Source organism: Streptomyces sp. NPDC003393 (genome assembly GCF_053589015.1).
This window is the reverse complement of sequence record NZ_JBSFRB010000035.1, coordinates 24,652-41,372: the sequence shown is the minus strand read 5'-3', so window position 1 is coordinate 41,372 and position 16,721 is coordinate 24,652. Positions and strand designations below refer to the sequence as shown.

Annotated in this window: 10 protein-coding genes and 4 pseudogenes; 7 read left to right on the top strand and 7 right to left on the bottom strand. The window is 68.8% G+C overall.

Features of this window, described 5'->3' with window-relative positions; genetic code table 11:
* Positions 1 to 142: 142 nt before the first annotated feature.
* From ACWDUZ_RS28010 to ACWDUZ_RS28000, 3 genes are all read left to right on the top strand, one after another.
* Positions 143 to 832: an SDR family oxidoreductase gene (locus ACWDUZ_RS28010; RefSeq protein ID WP_451634570.1), complete on the top strand. Its 690-nt coding sequence runs from the start codon at positions 143 to 145 to the stop codon at positions 830 to 832.
* An 80-nt stretch (positions 833 to 912) separates the two neighbouring features.
* The gene (locus tag ACWDUZ_RS28005; protein ID WP_451634569.1) at positions 913 to 1,824 is read left to right on the top strand and encodes an SDR family oxidoreductase; all 912 of its coding nucleotides are present in this window, start codon (positions 913 to 915) and stop codon (positions 1,822 to 1,824) included.
* 501 nt (positions 1,825 to 2,325) lie between these two features.
* Positions 2,326 to 2,805, top strand: coding sequence for a hypothetical protein (locus ACWDUZ_RS28000; protein WP_451634568.1), 480 nt, complete (start codon positions 2,326 to 2,328; stop codon positions 2,803 to 2,805).
* A 572-nt stretch (positions 2,806 to 3,377) separates the two neighbouring features.
* Here ACWDUZ_RS28000 and ACWDUZ_RS27995 read toward each other — a convergent pair.
* Both ACWDUZ_RS27995 and ACWDUZ_RS27990 read right to left on the bottom strand, forming a co-directional pair.
* On the bottom strand, positions 3,378 to 4,265 hold the full coding sequence (locus tag ACWDUZ_RS27995; RefSeq protein WP_451634567.1) for an SDR family oxidoreductase: 888 nt from the start codon (positions 4,263 to 4,265) through the stop codon (positions 3,378 to 3,380).
* A gap of 30 nt (positions 4,266 to 4,295) precedes the next feature.
* Positions 4,296 to 5,033: an SDR family oxidoreductase gene (locus ACWDUZ_RS27990; protein ID WP_451634566.1), complete on the bottom strand. Its 738-nt coding sequence runs from the start codon at positions 5,031 to 5,033 to the stop codon at positions 4,296 to 4,298.
* Positions 5,034 to 5,119: 86 nt separating this feature from the next.
* On the opposite strand from ACWDUZ_RS27990, the gene ACWDUZ_RS27985 reads away from it, so the two are divergent.
* The gene (locus tag ACWDUZ_RS27985) at positions 5,120 to 5,716 is read left to right on the top strand and encodes a TetR/AcrR family transcriptional regulator C-terminal ligand-binding domain-containing protein (protein ID WP_451634565.1); all 597 of its coding nucleotides are present in this window, start codon (positions 5,120 to 5,122) and stop codon (positions 5,714 to 5,716) included.
* 151 nt (positions 5,717 to 5,867) lie between these two features.
* Here ACWDUZ_RS27985 and ACWDUZ_RS27980 read toward each other — a convergent pair whose 3' ends face one another.
* Positions 5,868 to 9,587 (bottom strand): protein kinase domain-containing protein, encoded by a 3,720-nt coding sequence (locus tag ACWDUZ_RS27980; RefSeq protein ID WP_451634564.1) that lies wholly within the window; start codon positions 9,585 to 9,587, stop codon positions 5,868 to 5,870.
* A gap of 229 nt (positions 9,588 to 9,816) precedes the next feature.
* On the opposite strand from ACWDUZ_RS27980, the pseudogene ACWDUZ_RS27975 reads away from it, so the two are divergent.
* A pseudogene (locus ACWDUZ_RS27975) lies at positions 9,817 to 10,014 on the top strand (PIG-L family deacetylase); the annotation flags it as partial.
* A gap of 310 nt (positions 10,015 to 10,324) precedes the next feature.
* Entirely contained in the window at positions 10,325 to 10,603 is a 279-nt protein-coding gene (locus ACWDUZ_RS27970; RefSeq protein ID WP_451634563.1) for a WhiB family transcriptional regulator, read from the top strand.
* Positions 10,604 to 10,720: 117 nt separating this feature from the next.
* On the opposite strand, the pseudogene ACWDUZ_RS27965 reads toward ACWDUZ_RS27970, so the two are convergent.
* The 4 genes and pseudogenes from ACWDUZ_RS27965 to ACWDUZ_RS27950 all read right to left on the bottom strand — a co-directional run.
* Positions 10,721 to 10,941: pseudogene (locus ACWDUZ_RS27965) on the bottom strand (nucleotidyl transferase AbiEii/AbiGii toxin family protein); the annotation flags it as partial.
* Positions 10,942 to 11,122: 181 nt separating this feature from the next.
* A complete protein-coding gene (locus tag ACWDUZ_RS27960; protein WP_451634562.1) occupies positions 11,123 to 13,984 on the bottom strand; it encodes an AfsR/SARP family transcriptional regulator in 2,862 nt (953 codons plus the stop codon).
* Positions 13,985 to 14,513: 529 nt separating this feature from the next.
* Complete coding sequence (locus tag ACWDUZ_RS27955) at positions 14,514 to 14,645, bottom strand: hypothetical protein (protein ID WP_451634561.1); 132 nt, start codon at positions 14,643 to 14,645, stop codon at positions 14,514 to 14,516.
* Positions 14,646 to 15,647: 1,002 nt separating this feature from the next.
* Positions 15,648 to 15,822: pseudogene (locus tag ACWDUZ_RS27950) on the bottom strand (family 1 glycosylhydrolase); the annotation flags it as partial.
* Here ACWDUZ_RS27950 and ACWDUZ_RS27945 point away from each other — a divergent pair.
* Positions 15,821 to 16,597, top strand: a pseudogene (locus ACWDUZ_RS27945) (LacI family DNA-binding transcriptional regulator); the annotation flags it as partial. The pseudogenes ACWDUZ_RS27950 and ACWDUZ_RS27945 sit on opposite strands and share 2 nt — an antisense overlap.
* Positions 16,598 to 16,721 lie beyond the last annotated feature (124 nt).

Below are 16,721 nucleotides of genomic sequence, written 5' to 3'. Positions count from 1 at the left end.
TCAGGACTTCAACCGGGCCCACGATCCTGAGCACCTCGGAGCAGTGCGCGACCACACATCCGTCGGCGGCCGGCGGAGAGAAGCCCCGCCGGCCGCCGAAACCACCCCCGCCCCACCATCACCTGAGAATCTGGACACAACCATGACCAGCAAGACCGTACTGATCACCGGCGCGACCAGCGGCATCGGCGCCCACACCGCACGGCTGCTCCTCGACCGCGGCCACCGCGTGGCGGTCACCGGCCGCAATGAGACCAAACTGAAGGTCTTCCTCGACGAGGCCGGCCACTCCGACCGGCTGCTCGGGCTGGTCGCGGACGCGGCGGACTGGCAGGCCACCCAGTCGGCCGTGGCCCGCACCGTGGAGCACTTCGGCGCTCTCGACGCCGCGGTGGCCAACGCCGGATTCACCTCCGGCGACCTCATCGGGGCGGGCGACCCGGCACTGTGGTCACCCATGGTCCTCACCAACGTTCTGGGCCCCGCCCTGCTGGCCCACGCCGCCCTGCCCCACCTCGAGGCCACGGGCGGACGGCTGGTGCTCATCGGCAGCGTCGCCGGGCTGAAGAACCCTCCCGCCAGCCTCTACTCGGCCACCAAGTGGGCCGTCACCGGACTCGCCGAGAACCTGCGGGCGCATGCCACGACCCGTGGTATCGGCGTCACCCTCGTCAGCCCCGGCATGATCGACACCGCCTTCTGGCAGGGCAACGTGCCCCCCATCGCCATGCCTCCCCAGCCCATCGCCGAGGCCATCTGCTTCGCCCTCGACCAGCCGGCGGGCGTCGACCTCAACACCCTGACCATCCGCCCCATCGGTCAGCCCGTCTGACCAGCGGTACGGGGACATCACAGCCGAGCCGGGACCTGCCCGGCTCGGCCCCGCCAGCACATGATCCCGGAGTGTGTTCCATGCATGTCTTTGTCACCGGTGGGTCCGGCCTGATCGGCCCCGCCGTCGTCACCGAGCTGATCGCGGCCGGTCACACCGTGACCGGTCTGGCGCGCTCGGACGCCTCGGCCGCCCGGCTCCGGTCGCTGGGCGCCACCCCGCACCGCGGCTCCCTGGACGACCTCGGCAGTCTGCGCGCCGGAGCCGAAGCTGCCGACGGCGTCGTCCACATGGCCTTTCAGCACGACTTCGCCCGTCACGACGCCGTGATGAGGCTCGACCGGACCGCCATCGAGACGCTCGGCCAGGCACTGGAAAACTCGGGCAAGCCGTTCGTCAGCACGTCCGCCACGCTCGTCATGCCGGTGGGGCGGGAAAGCACCGAGAAGGACAAGCCCGACCCGAACGCCGTCGGCCGCTTCCGGATACCGGGCGAACAGGCCTGCCTGGACTTCGCCGGGCAGGGAGTACGCGCGAGCGTGGTCCGGCTCGCACCCACCGTCCACGGCCCCGGCGATCACCAGTTCATCCCCACGCTCATCGCCACCGCAAGGACGTCGGGCGTGTCGGCCTACGTCGGCGACGGTGGCAACCGATGGCCCGCGGTGCACCGGCTCGACGCGGCCGTACTGTTCCGTCTGGCACTGGAGGCCGCTCCCGCGGGCAGCGTGCTGCACGCGGCGGCCGAGACCGTCACCTTCAGGAACATCGCCGAGACCATCGCCCGGGGCCTCGGCCTGCCCACGGTCTCGCTGCCCCCGGAAGAAGCGGCAGCGCATTTCCCCAGCCCGTTCCTGGCCGCCGCCTACGGCGCCGACGCGCCCGTCTCCAGCGCCCACACCCGACAACTGCTCGGCTGGAAGCCCAGCCGGCCTGCACTGCTCGACGACATCGAGCGCGGCGACTACCTGCACACACCCGCCGCCTCCTGACCTGGGGCCCGAGATCGCTGCCCCGAAGGGCAGGGCTGGACCGTCGTTCCGGTGTCCATGGGCCGCCGCGCGCAGCGTGCGCGCGCCGTGGCACTACCTCGACCCCACCCCCGACGCCGGATGACGACGGTCGGCCCGCCGACCGTGCGGAAGGAGCAGCGGTCGATCACCCTCGCCTGCCCCGGGGCGTCCTCACGTCGAGCCACGACCCCTCGCCGCGCCGACTGTCGTCGTACACGCCGGGCCACGCGTGCGTGGGGTAGGCGACGGTGATCGACCCCCGGAGCGTCGGTCAGCAGCGCGTCGGCGTGCGCCTTCACCATCGAGGCGTTGTCGAGGTACGCGACGCGCACGAATCACAGCTCGTCACATAAACTCACCTGCGACCGGGAGGAGTTGACGGTGCGGGCGGCCGCCCCAAAGCCTCATCCCCCGGGTGTCAACCTCCGTCGCGGGTCGAACGTCCACTTCAGTGACACTGTCCGCTGTCCGGAGGTGCGTATGAGGGAAGCCCAAGTCCGCCTCGGCCTGGCCCTCTTCGGCCTGGCAGGTGTCTGCGCCCTGCCCGCCTGGTTCTGGGAGCCGCTGGGTATCAGCCTGTTCGGCTCACTCGTGTTGTGGGGCGGCGCGGCATCCTTCGCCTGGAAGGGACTGCGGGCCCTTGCAGGAAGGACCGACGTCCCCGGGGGGCAGGCACCGGCGGAGCCGCCCTCGTCCGCCGGCCCCTCCCCCACCACGGCGCGGACGCTGCGGCACGCCACCGAGAGCACCCTTCTGACCATGCGGCGGGCCCAGGTGGTACTCGCGCTGGCCCTTCTGGTTCCCTCCGCGCTGTTCCTGGCCGCCTGGGGTGTCGTCACCTTGTACCGGGGAGACCTGCTGAAGGCCGGATTGATGCTCGGACCAGCCGGTTTCCTGGGGTGGTACTGCTCGATCCCACTGCGGAGGGCCTGGAGGGCCGGCGGGACATCTCTTCTGTGAACGGGCCGGATGAAGCGTGCTGCGAAGGACTCGTGGTCCGGTGTCCCGGATTCTCCAAGCATTCGCTGAAGGTCGCACCGACGTCATGCGCTCGTGCCGCGCCGGACAACGTTCGCTCCGTCATGGCACCCTGCACGCTCCCCACTGCCTCAGGGGCAGGGGCGCCACCGCCTGTCGCAGCACCGGCCGAAAGCCGGGCACGTCCAGTACGAGGGCTTCCGGCCGGCACACCCAGAGCACGCACCGGACACCGCTCCTCGACGGACAGACGTTGCCTGCCGCGGCACCAGGCCACGCGAGGCTTCGTCATCGGCGAGTCGCTTCTCGCCCATCACAGGTTCGTGCACGTCATGGAAGTCCACCAGGGCACGGAACGCCTCGCTGCACTCGCGCAGAGCCGCCACGAAGGTGTCGAGTTCTGCGTGGCGCGTGACCCCGGTGGCACGCAGACGATGCCGAGCAGTCCTCCCTCCGAGGTGGCGTTCACGTCCGGGACGACCCCGACCGTCCGCGCCCAGCCCGTCGTGCGCAGCGGCCGCCGGGAGTGCCCGGTGCGCCTGCACGACCTTCGCTCACCGCTTCACCTCCAGCGTCTCGGCGAATCCGAGCCGTCGCACGAAGGCCTCGCGTGTCAGATCGCTGAACGCCATGACATGATCCACGCCGGCCGCGGCCGCATCCACCACCGAGCGGAAGGGCTTGTCGCCGGCCGGAAGGGAGAGGATGCGCTCGATCTCGTCGGCGACGCCCTGCGGGTGGGCTTCCTTCCCCGGCGCAAAGAGCTTCTCGTGCGCGTCGTGAGTGCGTGCGACGAGCGGGTCCAGTTCGGTGTACTGGGCCGTCACCTGCTCGTCGCTCGCCCGGCCGGCTCCCGGGAAGTGGTTCGTCCCCCGGGTGATGGCTCCAGGCATCACGATCGATGTCTCGATGCCAAACTGCGACACCTCATATGAGGTGACCACGGCGAGCGCGTCGAACGCAGCCTTCGACGCCACGTAGGGGCCGAGGAACGGCGGAGTGGTCACCGGGATCGTGCTGCCGACGTAGAGCAGGGTGCCGGACCGGCGCTCCCGCATATGGGGCAGCACCGCACGGTTCACCCGGTGTGCGCCGACGGTGTTGACGTCGAGCAGACGGTTCACATCGTCGTCGGTGAACGCCTCGACATAACCGATGTACAGGTGTCCCGCGTTGTGTACGACGACGTCGAGCACCTCCGTCTCGTCGAGTACGCGGCGCACCGCGGCGTTCGCCGACGCCTGTGACGTCACGTCGAGCTCGGCGACCCGCAGCGTCCAGCCGCGGGAGCGGGCGAGGGACTCCAGTTCGGACGCGGCGCCGGCATCTCCGCCACCGAGATCGCGCATCGTCGCGTACACGGTGTGTCCGGCGGCGGCGAGCGTCTCAGCGGTCCGGCGCCCGATGCCGGTGGAGGATCCGGTGATCAGTACGGTCGACATGCTCGCTCCCTTCCTCCCGCGGTCGTTCGCTCAGGCCATTCCGCCGTTGGTGTAGAGCACCTGGCCGTTCACCCAGCGGGCGGGGCCGGCGAGGAAGGCCACCGTCTCGGCGATGTCCTCGGGGGTGCCCAGCCGCTGCATCGGGTTCGCGTTGGCGATCTGGTTGACGACCTCGTCGCTCTTGCCCTCGAAGAACAGGGGCGTCGCCGTCGGGCCGGGGGCGACGGCGTTGACCGTGATGTCCCGGCCCCTCAGCTCCCGGGCGAGGATGAGCGTCAGGGCCTCGACCGCACCCTTGGAGGCGGCGTAGGCACCGTAGCCGGGGATCTGCAGCCGGGTCACGGATGTGGAGAAGTTGATGATCGCCCCGCCTTCGCGGAGGCGCCGGGCGGCAAGCTGGTTGACGACGAACGTTCCGCGCACGTTGGTGCGCTGGACGCGGTCGAAGGTCTCCAGGTCCAGCTGCGACAGGGGGGCGAGGGGCATGATGCCCGCCGTGTGGACGACGACGTCGACTCCGCCGAACTCACGTTCCGCTATGTCGAAGAGCTCGGCCATCGCCTCCTCGTCCGCGACGTCGCCGCCTGCGGCGACGGCTCGCACCTCGGCGCGGGTCAGTGCGTTCACGGTCTCCTCGGCACGCTCCTTGGAGCCCGCGTAGTGCACCAGGATGGAGTACCCGTCGGCGGCCAGGCGCTCGACACTCGCCCTGCCGATGCCGCCGGATCCGCCGGTGACGATCGCGACGCGGCCCGTGCTGTTCGGCATGATACGAACCTCCATAAGATATGGACTGTCTGTCCACTAATAACGCTACCCAGAAATGTACAAGAAGTCCACAAAGGAGTTGACCCATGCCCGAGAAACCGACCGCACGCCGGGGACGAGGCCGTCGGCCCGCGGCGGAGGTGCGCGCCGGAGTGCTGGAGGCGGCCGGGCGCATTCTGCTGAACGACGGCCTGCGGGCCGTCACCTTCGACCGCGTCGCAGCGGAGGCCGGATCGAGCAAGATGACCCTCTACAAATGGTGGCCCTCACCGGGCGCCCTTGCCGCTGAGGCCTACTTCGCGCAGAGCATGCCGGTACTGAGCTTCCCCGACACCGGCGATCTGCGCGCGGATCTGATCACCCAGATCGGTTCGTTCATCCGCTGGCTGACGGACGAGGGGGCGGTAAAGCCCGTACTCGAACTCATCGGCGCCGCCCAGATGGACCCCGACGTCGCCCGCGCATGGTCGGAGAGCTATGCCCTGCCGCGCCGCGAGCTCGCCCGGGTACGCATGCGCGCCGCTCAGCAGCAGGGCCAGTTGCGCGAGGATGCCGACCTCGACATCCTCGTCGACCACCTGTGGGGCGCCTGCTACCACCGGCTGCTCGTGCTGAAGGTCCCCCTCGACGCATCGCTCACCGAGCGACTGGTCGACCAGGCACTCCGCGGTGTTTCGGCGTGAGGCTCCCGCGGGGTCCGGTCACCGGATTCCCATCGTCCAAAAGGCAGACCCGGCCGCCGGCGACGGGACAGCCCTCCGGAGAACCTCGGGTCTGCCCGGTGACGAGCCGGGAGCGGACGACAGGCGCGATCACCGGTGCTGCTCGACGACGTCACCCGAACGCCGGCGCGGGCCTGCCCTGCCGCACAGTGGAATCCGTTGTCCCGGTCGACGGCGAGGCCACGGTCCGCAGCTGCCCTTCACCCGAGTCACAGACTTTTCGGTACGGGACGTCAGGCACATGGGCCTCCCACTCCTTCCGGGTGATGTCCCTGCCCACCCGTGAGCAGATCGTCCGGACCAACTGACGTGGGGCGAGGTCGAGGGAGTAGCTGGTGAAGCCCAGCGCGGTGCGCAGCCGCGAGCCGTCGAAGCCGAGGAGGTCGATACTGCTGCCGGTGAGGGTCAGAGGATCCCCCAGGGGCACCTGGCTGCCGGTGTCCCACAGTTGGACCTCGCGCCCGCCCGCCACGTCCCGCTCGGTGCCCTCGCCGACCACGGCGGCCAGGAGGGAGCCGTCCCCGGAGAAGGTGAGGTGGGCGAGCTTCTCGCCGTGGTGCGAGCCGCTCTCCGTCGTGCTGCCGTTCATCCGGGCGAGCTTCGACGTGGACTGGCCGTCCCAGAGTTCCACCCATCCGGAGCTGAGCAGGAGCGCGATCCGCCTACCGTCGCGGGAGAAGGTGATCTCCTTGACGTCGGCCCCCTTGAAGACGTTCTTCCGGACCTTCCCGGTGCGCAGATCGACGGCTTGGCCGCTCGTGGTGAACAGCGTGTCGCCGTCGGGGGCGAAGGCTCCGTCGCCGGCGTCGTCGAGACGGCGCAGTGGCTTGCTGAGATGCGCCGTCTCCCAGACGTACCCCGTGCTGCCGGACTTTGCGAACAGATCGGCCACACGGGCATAGAGATATCGTCCGTCGGCGGAGAGCCTGAGCTGGTCGACGCCCCCTCCGTTAGGAAGGGGGGTGCGGCGCAGTCTCTTTCGCCGTTTGGTGTCCCACACGGCGACATACACCTGCCTGTCCTCATCGACTTCGGGCAGAGCGAGCAATGCGCCGTCGTCGCTGAGCGCACCGAGTGGATTTTCTCTGTTGACCCCGTACGAATACCCCCCCGGTTGCGGGAAGGGCTCTCCGATGGCTTTGTGTGTCGCCATGCGCACGAGCTGGACGGATTCCTTCTTGGGCATGGCCACGCCCAGGACGCTCCCGTCGGGCGAGACGGCCACCGCACGGGAGAACTCGTCGGAGAGCGGTCCACCGCCGTTGTCGCCAGGATGGTCCAGGACGGTTGTGAGGTCGAACTGCCGCACTTTGTTCTCGTTGCGGAGCAGGACCCGCAGTCTCTTGGAGGACTCGTCGAGGAACGCGTTCTCGACGGATCCGTGCACCGGGACGGTGACCGGTCCCCCGAAAGGATGGTCGAGCGACCAGAGGCTCACTGTCCGGTTGTCCGAGACGCCCACCAGGTAATGACCGTCCGAGCTGAAGTTGGTCCAGTTCACCGATGCGGGGACGTTCCAGTAGTAACTTCCTGTGCTCAGGTCCCAGAAGTTGAGGAAGTTGTCCATGTCCAGGATCGCGGACGAGCCGTCAGGGCTGAAGGAGACATGGTGGAGGTCCCCGCAGCTGCGGCCCTCTTCGACCTTTTCCACCGCATAGGCGTCGTCCCATGAGACGTCGCCGATCGTTCCGGACCCCAGCTCCAGGAAGCGGATCTCCCGGTTTTTGGTGCATGCGATCAGCTGGCTGCCGTCGGGGGACAGGAAGGTGGGGTTCGCGCCGGAGTGCGGCCAGGTCGCTCTGGTCTCTCCGGAGGGTGAGACCAGGCGGCGCCGTCCGTCGTCGGAGGAGAGCAGAATCTCGCCATGGTCGGTGACGTCCTCGAACCTGAAGGGAGACGGGTCGGGGAAGGGTTCGGCCACCGCGCTGCCGTCCGCGGCTTTGAGGGCGTAGGAGCCGTCCTTGCGGACGACCAGGACGAACTTCCCGTTCGGGCTGGGAATCGCGTAGCCGGGCGGCATCCAGTCGCCTTCGGTGTCCCGCAGGTCGACCTTCGGCGTCTTCGCCAGGCCCGGCCGGCCGGACCTGAAGTCCCACAGCCGCAGCGAGTGCGCGGTCAGAGTGACCACATGGTCGGCCGCCAGAGCACGGATACCGCCGTCCGGGACCGGTACGGTGACTGCCGGCATGTCCCACTGAGTGGCCGACGCGAGCAGGGCCGACCGGGCCTCGGCCACCGGCGCGATCCGCCAGGCGGCCACGCTGAGGAGCTGGGCGGTCTCCGGTGAGGTGCTGCGCAGGTCATGGGAGGCCTTGGCAACGGCTTTGGCCGTGGTCTCGCTCCGCTGGAGCTCGGCGTCCTCGTACTGCTGCCAGGCGACGACGCCGACGAGCAGTGCGACCACCGACACCGTGGCCACGGCAACCCGCAGGCGACGGCGACGGCGAACAGCACGGGCCCTTCTGCGCTGTGCTTCCTGGAGGAAAAGGTGTTCCAGCGGACTCGGTCGTATCGCGGGAGGGGCGGTGTCCAGCCAGCCGAGGGCGGCCTGCAGGGCAGTACCTTGCAACAGGTCTTCCGGGTGACGTCCGTGCTGGTCCCACAAGTGTGCCGCCTCGGAGACACTCAGCCGTAGGGCCAGGGCGGCACGGTGGGCGTCGACCCACCCTCGCAGTCGCGGCCAGGCAGGCAGCAGTGCCGCACTGACCGGTTGCAGGGTCCTCGCCCGAACCACCAGGACCCCGGCGGCGACGAGGGCGTTGATCGCTTGGGTCAGGTCCTCCTCCCCCGCGGTGCATTCCTCGTGCCTTGCCGTACGCACCGAGTCCAGCGATCCGTCCGGGGCGTCGCCGGGGACGACGAGCCGGAGCATCAGTTCCTCCGCGGCCGACCGGGCGGCGGCGGCGTCCAGCGCGGCGAAGGCCGCCTCCGCACGGTCGCCGAGCGGGGGTTGAGCCGGCGCCGGCGTCCCCCCGACCGGTTCCGCCTGGCGGGCACCCGCCTCCATCAGCGCCCGTCGCGGGTCACTCGACCGAGGGGTATCGCCGACCAAGCCGTGCAGCAGTTCCAGTGCGGAAGGCCGTAGTCGCGGATCCTTCGCCAGCGCCGCGGCGACCAGCGGGCGCATCGCGGGCGGGAGCACGGACAGGTCGGGGTGGAGGGTTGTCGTACGGTGCGCGACCTCGCCGATGGTCGTGCCGCGGAAGGGTTCCGTGCCGCTGGCGGCGTAGACGACCAACGCGCCCCACGCGAAGACGTCGGCGGCCTCGGTGGCCCGGCCCCCGGACAGTACCTCGGGTGCCATGTAACCGAAGGTGCCCATCATGGCGCCGGTCTTGGTGAGCGACATGTCATGGGTGCGGGCGATGCCGAAGTCGATGACTTTCGGGCCCTCGTTGCTGAGCAGCACATTGTCGGGCTTGAGATCCCGGTGCAGCACCCCGCTGAGGTGGATGGCGGCCAGGGCGGTCGCGACACCGACAGCGATCGCGGTCAGAGAAGCCTCGGGGAGAGGACCGCCGCCGTGGATCCTGTCCCTGAGCGTCAGCCCTTCGACATATTCGCTCACGATGTACGGAGTGTCGCCGTCGGCGCTCACCTCGATGACGCGGGCCGTGCAGAACGGGGCGACCCGGCGTGCCGCTTTCGCCTCCTTGAGAAAGCGCGACCGGGCGAGTTCCTGGGCGTCGCCGTGCAGAGCCTTGAGCGCCACCCGGACTCCCTGGGGGTTGTACGCCTCGTACACGACGCCCTGGCCGCCCGAGCCGAGCCGGGCGGCCAACCAGTACTCCCCCAGCTTCTCCGGATCCTCCGGAAGCAATTCCTTCGCCAACTCGGCCCCTCCGAGTACTGTCGGTCACGGCTTGACTCAAGGACGCCGGAACCCGATCAACAGTTGCTGCCGTCCCCGCGGGCGTCCGTCGAGACACCGCACCAAGGAGATGTATCAACTCCTCGGCCGTGTAAGCGAATGAGGCTGCTTCCGCGACGAAATCGTAGAGCAGGACCCCGGCGCATGCGCTCGCTGGGACCTGCCGCCGGGCCGGGGAAGGAACCGCCGTCATGAGGACATGCCGGGACCGGATCCTGCCGAGGCCGCCCCGATGGCCGACATGGGCCTTCCCGACGACGGGATCACCACGTGGGTCGACACCACCGCATTCAGCGGTCACAAGTTCGACGCGCTGGCCGCGCACGCCAGTCCGGGCGAGAACCTCTTCTTCCTCAGGACGGGCAAGAAGAGGTTCGGCGAGTTCATAGCCTCCCTGTCGGCCCGGTCCAACGCCCGCCGCTTGGCCGCGGCAGCGTGGGGAGCGGTGCCCGTCTCACACACCAGTCGCCTTCACATCTCCCGCCGAGGGCCAGGGACTTCTCCCGTGAGTGTCGAAAAAGGCCCTCTGCGCGCCGGTCCCGGCACTGGCGGCGGATGCCGTGGGCGCGGGCGCGGACCATGGCGGTGCAGGCCGGTGTGACGTCCAGTTGCCCAGAATGCGGCAGAGGACAGTGAACCGACTGGCTTGTCGGGCCGTTACGACTTGAGACGAGGGGGAAAAGGGAAGGGGCGCGGACATGTACTGGCAGCAGGAGGCCGCCTGCCGCACCGCCGACTCGGAGATGTTGTTCGCTGACACCGCGGCGCTCGGACGCGCCAAGGCCTTGTGCGCGAGGTGCCCGGTGAGGACCGAGTGCTTGGCCGAAGCGCTGGACAAACGGATCGAGTTCGGAGTGTGGGGCGGCATGACAGCACGTGAACGCGGAGCCCTGCTCCGTCGCCGACCTGGTGTCGCCTCCTGGCAGGAGGTGCTGACGCAGGCCGACCGCGGTCATCCGCTGCAGCACACGAACTGACCCATCTACCACTGGATGCTTCGGTGCACGACTGCGTAGGTGGACCTTGCCCCAAGGCCGGGTGGCCGTCACCATCACCGCGTCACGGCCGCCCGGCAGGTCCTCAGCGGCCGGCACCGACAACGGGTCGGTCTGAACATGTGTGGTCCGCCGGCCACGAGCGGCGAGGCCGGCGCTGAGGGTAGCGCCGATCTCGTCCATCGGGGCGGGGTTCTCGGTGGCTACGTCGAGGTCACGGCTGATGCGTTCGACCAGGCCATGGGCTGCACGGCGTATCCGCCGGTGAGGACCAGAGCATAGGGAGAGCCAAGATCGAGGATGTCCGCGAGGAGACGCACATGGCGGCGGTTCGCTCAGCAGAACCCAGGAGATCCCAGCCGGCGTCGGGGTACGCGCGTTCTTGCCCGAGCGCCGCTCGGCCGTCGTCAATGCGTTCTTCGACGTCGCGGACACGATCATCACCGTCCGCAGCCTCATCCGCAGAGCCTGGACCGCCCCTGCCGCGGCACCCGCCCTGGGTCAACCCCTGTAGGGATGCGGCCGTGCGTCCGGCATACGGCGATCGAGGTCGTGCAGCTCCTGCCGTGTCTTCGCCGCATGCGGATCCTCGAACTCCGTGAGGATCGCCAGCGCCTGTCGCCGGCTTGTGCGGGCGACCTCAGGTTCACCCACGCTCAGCTGAACATCACCGAGGTTGCCCAGGGTGTGGCCCTCCCCCCACCGGTTGCCCACATCCCGGTGCGCTTCGAGGGCCTGGTGATAGCGCTCGATCGCGTCCTCCCAGCGGTGGAGCCGGTAGGCGATCAGGCCGAGCAGGTGGAGCACATTGCCTTCGAACCAGCGGTTGCCCATGGCACCCAGGAGGAGCAACGCCTCCTCCAGGTGGTCTGAGGCCTCTTCGAACCGGCCCAGTCGCTGGCAGGCGTCGCCGAGACTGGTCAGGGCAATGGCTTCCCCCCAGGCGCAGCCGTGGATCCGGGACATCGCGAGCCCGCGACGACTGTATTCGACGGCCTTGTCGAGTTGGTCACCCTGCAGGTAGGCGTTACCCAGGCTGACCAGGCACCGTCCCTCGCCATCGATGTCCGCAAGCTCGCGGTACACGCACATCTGCTGTTGATAGTGCTCTATGGCCTCGTCGAGCCGGTTCATCTGTGTCAGGGCGTCGGCCACCCCCCCAAGGCTCCAGGCCTCTCCCCCACGGTCATGAGCGGCGCGAGCGGCCGCAAGAGCCGTCCGGGACGTCTCGAGCCAGTCGTGCAGGTACCTGCCCAGGTAGAAGAAGCCCCACATCATGGCGGCCAGTCGCCAGGCCACACCCGGCCGACCGGACGTGGCTGCCCAGTGGACGGCCGCGACGAGGTTGCCCCTCTCCGTCTCGCACCACTGCACTGCCTGTTCCTGGGTCGTGAAGGCAAGGGGGTGACACTCGGGAGCGACCGGTGGCGAGGGGACCCGTGCGCGGTCGGGGGTGAGGAGAGGGTAGGCGGCGTCGACGGTGTGCAGGTACCAGGACAGGAGTCGCTCCAGGGCCTGTTCCCGTTCGGCCGGCGGCTCGTCGGCGAGGACTTGTTCGCGGGCGTAGGTGCGCAGCAGATCGTGCATGGTGTGGCGGCCGGGGAGGCTTTCGATGAGCAGATGGGCCCGGGTGAGCTCGGCGAGCAGACCGCGGGTCTCCCGCAGCGGCAATCCGGCGAGGGCCGCCACCCCGGGCACGGAGAAGGCGTCGGTGCCCGGGTGGAGGCCGAGCAGGCGGAACAGCCGCGCGGCCGGTACGGAGAGCGCCTCGTAGGACCACGAGAAGACAGCACGTACGTCGGTGTTGAGTTCGCCGCTGGAAAAGGCGTCAAGGCTGCCATGACCCTCCCGAAGATCCTCGGCGATCACGCTGAGCGGGAAATGGGGCTGGATCGCCGCACGCGCCGCCACGATGGCCAGCGCCAAAGGCAGCCTGCCGCAGCGCGCGATGATCTCGTCCACCGCTTGCGGCTGCGTCGCCACCCGCTCGGCGCCCAGGCGACGTATCAGCAGGGCACGCGCGTCTGCGGGTGTCAGTTGGTGAAGGGTGACCGGGTGTGCGCCGTGGCGGGCGATGAGACCAGTGAGCTGGTTCCGGCTGGTGACGATGACCAGGCAGCCGGTCGAACCGGGTGACAGGCGACGAATCTGTTCGACATCGCGTGCGTTGTCGAGAACGATCAGCATCCGCCGGTCGGCGAGCAGACTGCGGTACAGGGCCTCCTGGGCGTCCGGGCGGGCGGGAATCCTTTGCGGGGGGACGCCGAGCGCGTCGAGGAAGACGCGGACCGCTTCCCCCGGCGGCATCACCGGGTTGGCGGGGTCGAAGCCACGCAGATTGATGAAGAGTTGTCCGTCGGGGAACTGGTCGGCGATCTCGTGGGCCCAGTGCACAGCCAGGGTGGTCTTACCGATGCCGGCCATGCCGCCGATCAGCACCGTGGGCGGGGGCTGGCCGTGTGCGGGCAGCAGGGCACGAGTCTGGCCGAGTTCGCTAATCCGGCCGGTGAACGTGGGAAGGTCCGCCGGTAGTTGAGCGGGTCGAACAGGTGTCGTGGGAAATCGCGGCACGAGGGTGTGCGCGGGAGGATCTTGCTGCCTACCTACCATCGAAGGGTTCAGCGACGCGTCCGCAGCCAGAATGCCCTCGTGCAGTTCACGCAGCGGCGTTGAGGGTTCGATGCCGAGTTCGGCCACCAGGACACGCCGTGCCCTGCGGTAGCACGCCAGCGCCTCGGCCTGCCGCCCCGACCGGTAGAGGGCCAGCATGAGCAGCTGGCACAGCCGTTCCCGCAAGGGATTCTCCTCCACCAGCGCGCGTAGTTCGGCGATCACCTCGTTGTGTCTGCCGAGTTGGACATCGCTGTCCAAGCGGACCTCGAGTACCGACAGCCGCTTCTCCTCCAGGCGGGTGCGTTCCGCATGGGCGAGCGGGCCCGGAAGGCCGGCCAGCGGTGTTTCGTGCCATTCCTCGAGGGCGGCGTGCAGCAGATCGGCAGCGGCGGATACCTCGCCCATGGCGTGCAGTTTCTTCGCCCGCGCGACTTGCTGCTCGAACATTCCCAGGTCAAGAGCCTCGTCGGGCACCTGCGCCAGGTATCCGTTGGCAGCCGAGACGATCAGCTTGGGTGACTCACCGCGTCCGCGGCAGGGTTCCAGCACTTTCCGCAGGCGTGACACATATGTCCGCAGCACTGACACGGCCGCCGTAGGAGGCTGCGCCCCCCACACCGCATCAATGAACTCGTCGACGGTAACCAAGTGCCCCCGCCGCAGCAACAGGACCGCCAGCACCAAACGCTGCTGACGCGGCCCCAGGTCGACTTCTCGCCCGCCGTGCCATGCCCGGACCGGCCCGAGCACGGCGAAACGCCAGGCGCCGCAGTCAGGGGCAGCCTTCGCGCGTTCGCCGCGCCGAGGAGGTTCTCCATGCTGGTGGACGGCCTGCACTGCCGACTGCGGCGCACGCCGTGCCGGTCCCGATTCCTCCTTGCCGACATGCGGGTGCGACGGCGATCTCGCGGCGGAGCGGGACACAGACACCCGGCCACCGTGGACGGCGCCGGAGGGCACAGGCCTGTCAGCGGCAGGTGCACCTGCGTCACGATTCCGCCCCGTACTCATGGCAATCTCCTGGCTGACGTGTCACTCGTCGGAGACAGGATGGTCTGCATGCCGCGGTCGGGCGGCAGACGCATCGCAGCAGCCCTTCACCAGTGGGGACATCGTGTTCGGTTCGCCTTCGCACGCCGACGAGTTGAGACTCTAGAGCTAGTTTTGAGCACGTTCAACCCATACAGGATCATCTGGTCACAACAGGGACACACCGGGTCGCCTGGGCCGGAGACACTGCAGGCCGCTGTGAAGTTCGATCCTGACACGGCCCTTGGCTTCAGTACTCCTTGTCTCGTTGCGGCCGGTGACCGCCACGAGGTGCCGACACCGCGCGGTCGAGGAGCAGCCGCGCGGTGTGGGCGCCGATACCCCTGGTCGCACCGGTGGTCAGTGCGGACTTGCTGGCCATCGTCATGCTCCTGAGGTGCCGATGCAGGACGGCGGACGGCGGCTCGCGACGAAGGATCCCTGTTGAGTCCGCCGGCTCCAGGAAACCGACGCCGTCGGAGGTGGGCAAGGTCGCGCTTATGAAGGGTATAAACACAACCTCCCTGTCGGCCGGGCAATGGGTAGCCTTGACCACAGCGCGAGGAGGTCGCGTCCTCGCCGGCGTGAGCACGCAGTGGTACGCACGGTTAGAGAAGGGCCACATCGGCGGAGTCTTCGCGGAGTGCTGGAAGTGGTCGCGCAGGCATTGCTCCTTGAGGAGGACTGGCGCACCTACCCGGTCGCTTCCAGACGCACGTCGAGGACCTGCGCCCCGGCACGCCCGCGGAGAGGCGGAGTGAACATCCCGGAATGTCCTCCTCAGCGACTCGGGCAGCCACCGATTTCCCCTGGGTCGCTGCCCGAGTCGCTGGACAAAAAAGCAGGTCAGAGGGCATAGGCACACTAAGACAGCGACTGAAGCGACTGAAGGATCCCGTCGGGGGGACGAATTCGCGCGCATGAGCGAATGTCCGAGCTCAACCCGGATACTCGGTCGCTTCGGTCGCTGACCTTCCTGAGTGGCGCGCCCGACCTGGCCTTATCTCCAGCGACCCAAGCCGACGGCGGTGGTTTGGCTCAGTCGCCGAGGTCGCGTTTTCCCTCACTTGGACATGTCTCACACACAAGGACCGTCAATGTCGGAGTCATGAATGTATGGCCTTGTTTGCGCGACACCGGCGAAATGCGCCGGATCGGCGAGCCTCGTACCGTCTTTCACAGCGCTCTGCTCAATGCGAACGGCAACCGTCTTCTCGGCAAGGCTGGGCCGCGCGATCGACATCACGCTGCCCGTGAAGGCGTGCCGAGAGCTTGCTGCTGGCCGCCCGACCGGCGGACGACAGGACGACCTCATCCACACGCCCGACAACGGCACCCACGACAAAACGGTTCACTTTCCGAGCACATCGACAAGACGGAGTCGTCATTGCCCGGGTTCACCTGGCAAGGCACCCGAGCGGGCCACCTCGGCGTACCAGCGAGCGCTGGCCTGGGGATGCGGGCACCGGTCGGGTACTCCACGTGACGATGCCGAAGCGCTTGCGGTAACCGTGTCCCCACTTGAAGTTGTCCAGTAACGACCGCACGAAGTAGCCGGAACCGTTCTTCGCCGCGCTGATCCGCGGGGTCAGTGCGGCCCTCGCCGAGAGCCGCACCCAGCTGCAACTGACGCTTGTCCGCGACCAGACCGAGCGGGACCAGCTGACCGAGTCGGTGACTGCGCGTCGCGTGGACGGCGTCCTCTTGGTCTCCATTCGCTCCGGCGACCGGTTGCCCGCCGAACTGGAGGAAACGGGCCTGCCCACCGTCCTGGCCGGCCGCCGCGACTCAGACGAGCGCTTGAGCTACGTGACCTGTGACAACACCGGGGGAGCCACCGAGGCGGTCCGGCACCTGGTGCGCGGCGGCAGGACCAGGATCGCCACGATCACGGGACCGCTGGACATGGACGTCGGCCGCAGCCGACTGGCCGGCTGGCGTGACGCACATCACGAAGCAGGGATTCCCGCAAGGACACAACTGATCGAAGTGGGCGACTTCACCGAGGAGAGCGGCTGCCGCGCGATGCGTACGCTTCTCGATCGCGCCCCGGATCTGGACGCCGTCTTCGTCGCCTCCGACCTCATGGCGGTCGGCGCCCTGCGCGAACTGCGCCGCCAGAAACGGAAGATACCTGATGATGTCGCCATTGTCGGGTTCGAGGACTCCCCCCTTGCTCGTCTCACCGATCCACCCCTGACGACGGTGCGTCAGCCGGTGGAGCAACTGGGCCGCACCATGGTCCGGATCCTCACGGACATCACCCAGCGCGGGGCCGCACGGCAACAACTGACACTGCCCACAGAACTGGTGGTACGCAAGTCGTCCCCGTGAGCGGTTCCCGAGAGCCGCTGCCCTTCAGCCGGGCGTATCGGAACCGCCGATGCCGCAGAGCGCGCCCCTCCGCGGGGTGCGCCGGTCTCGTCCCGGGCACGGTCAGGCACGGCGGCCCCGTGGA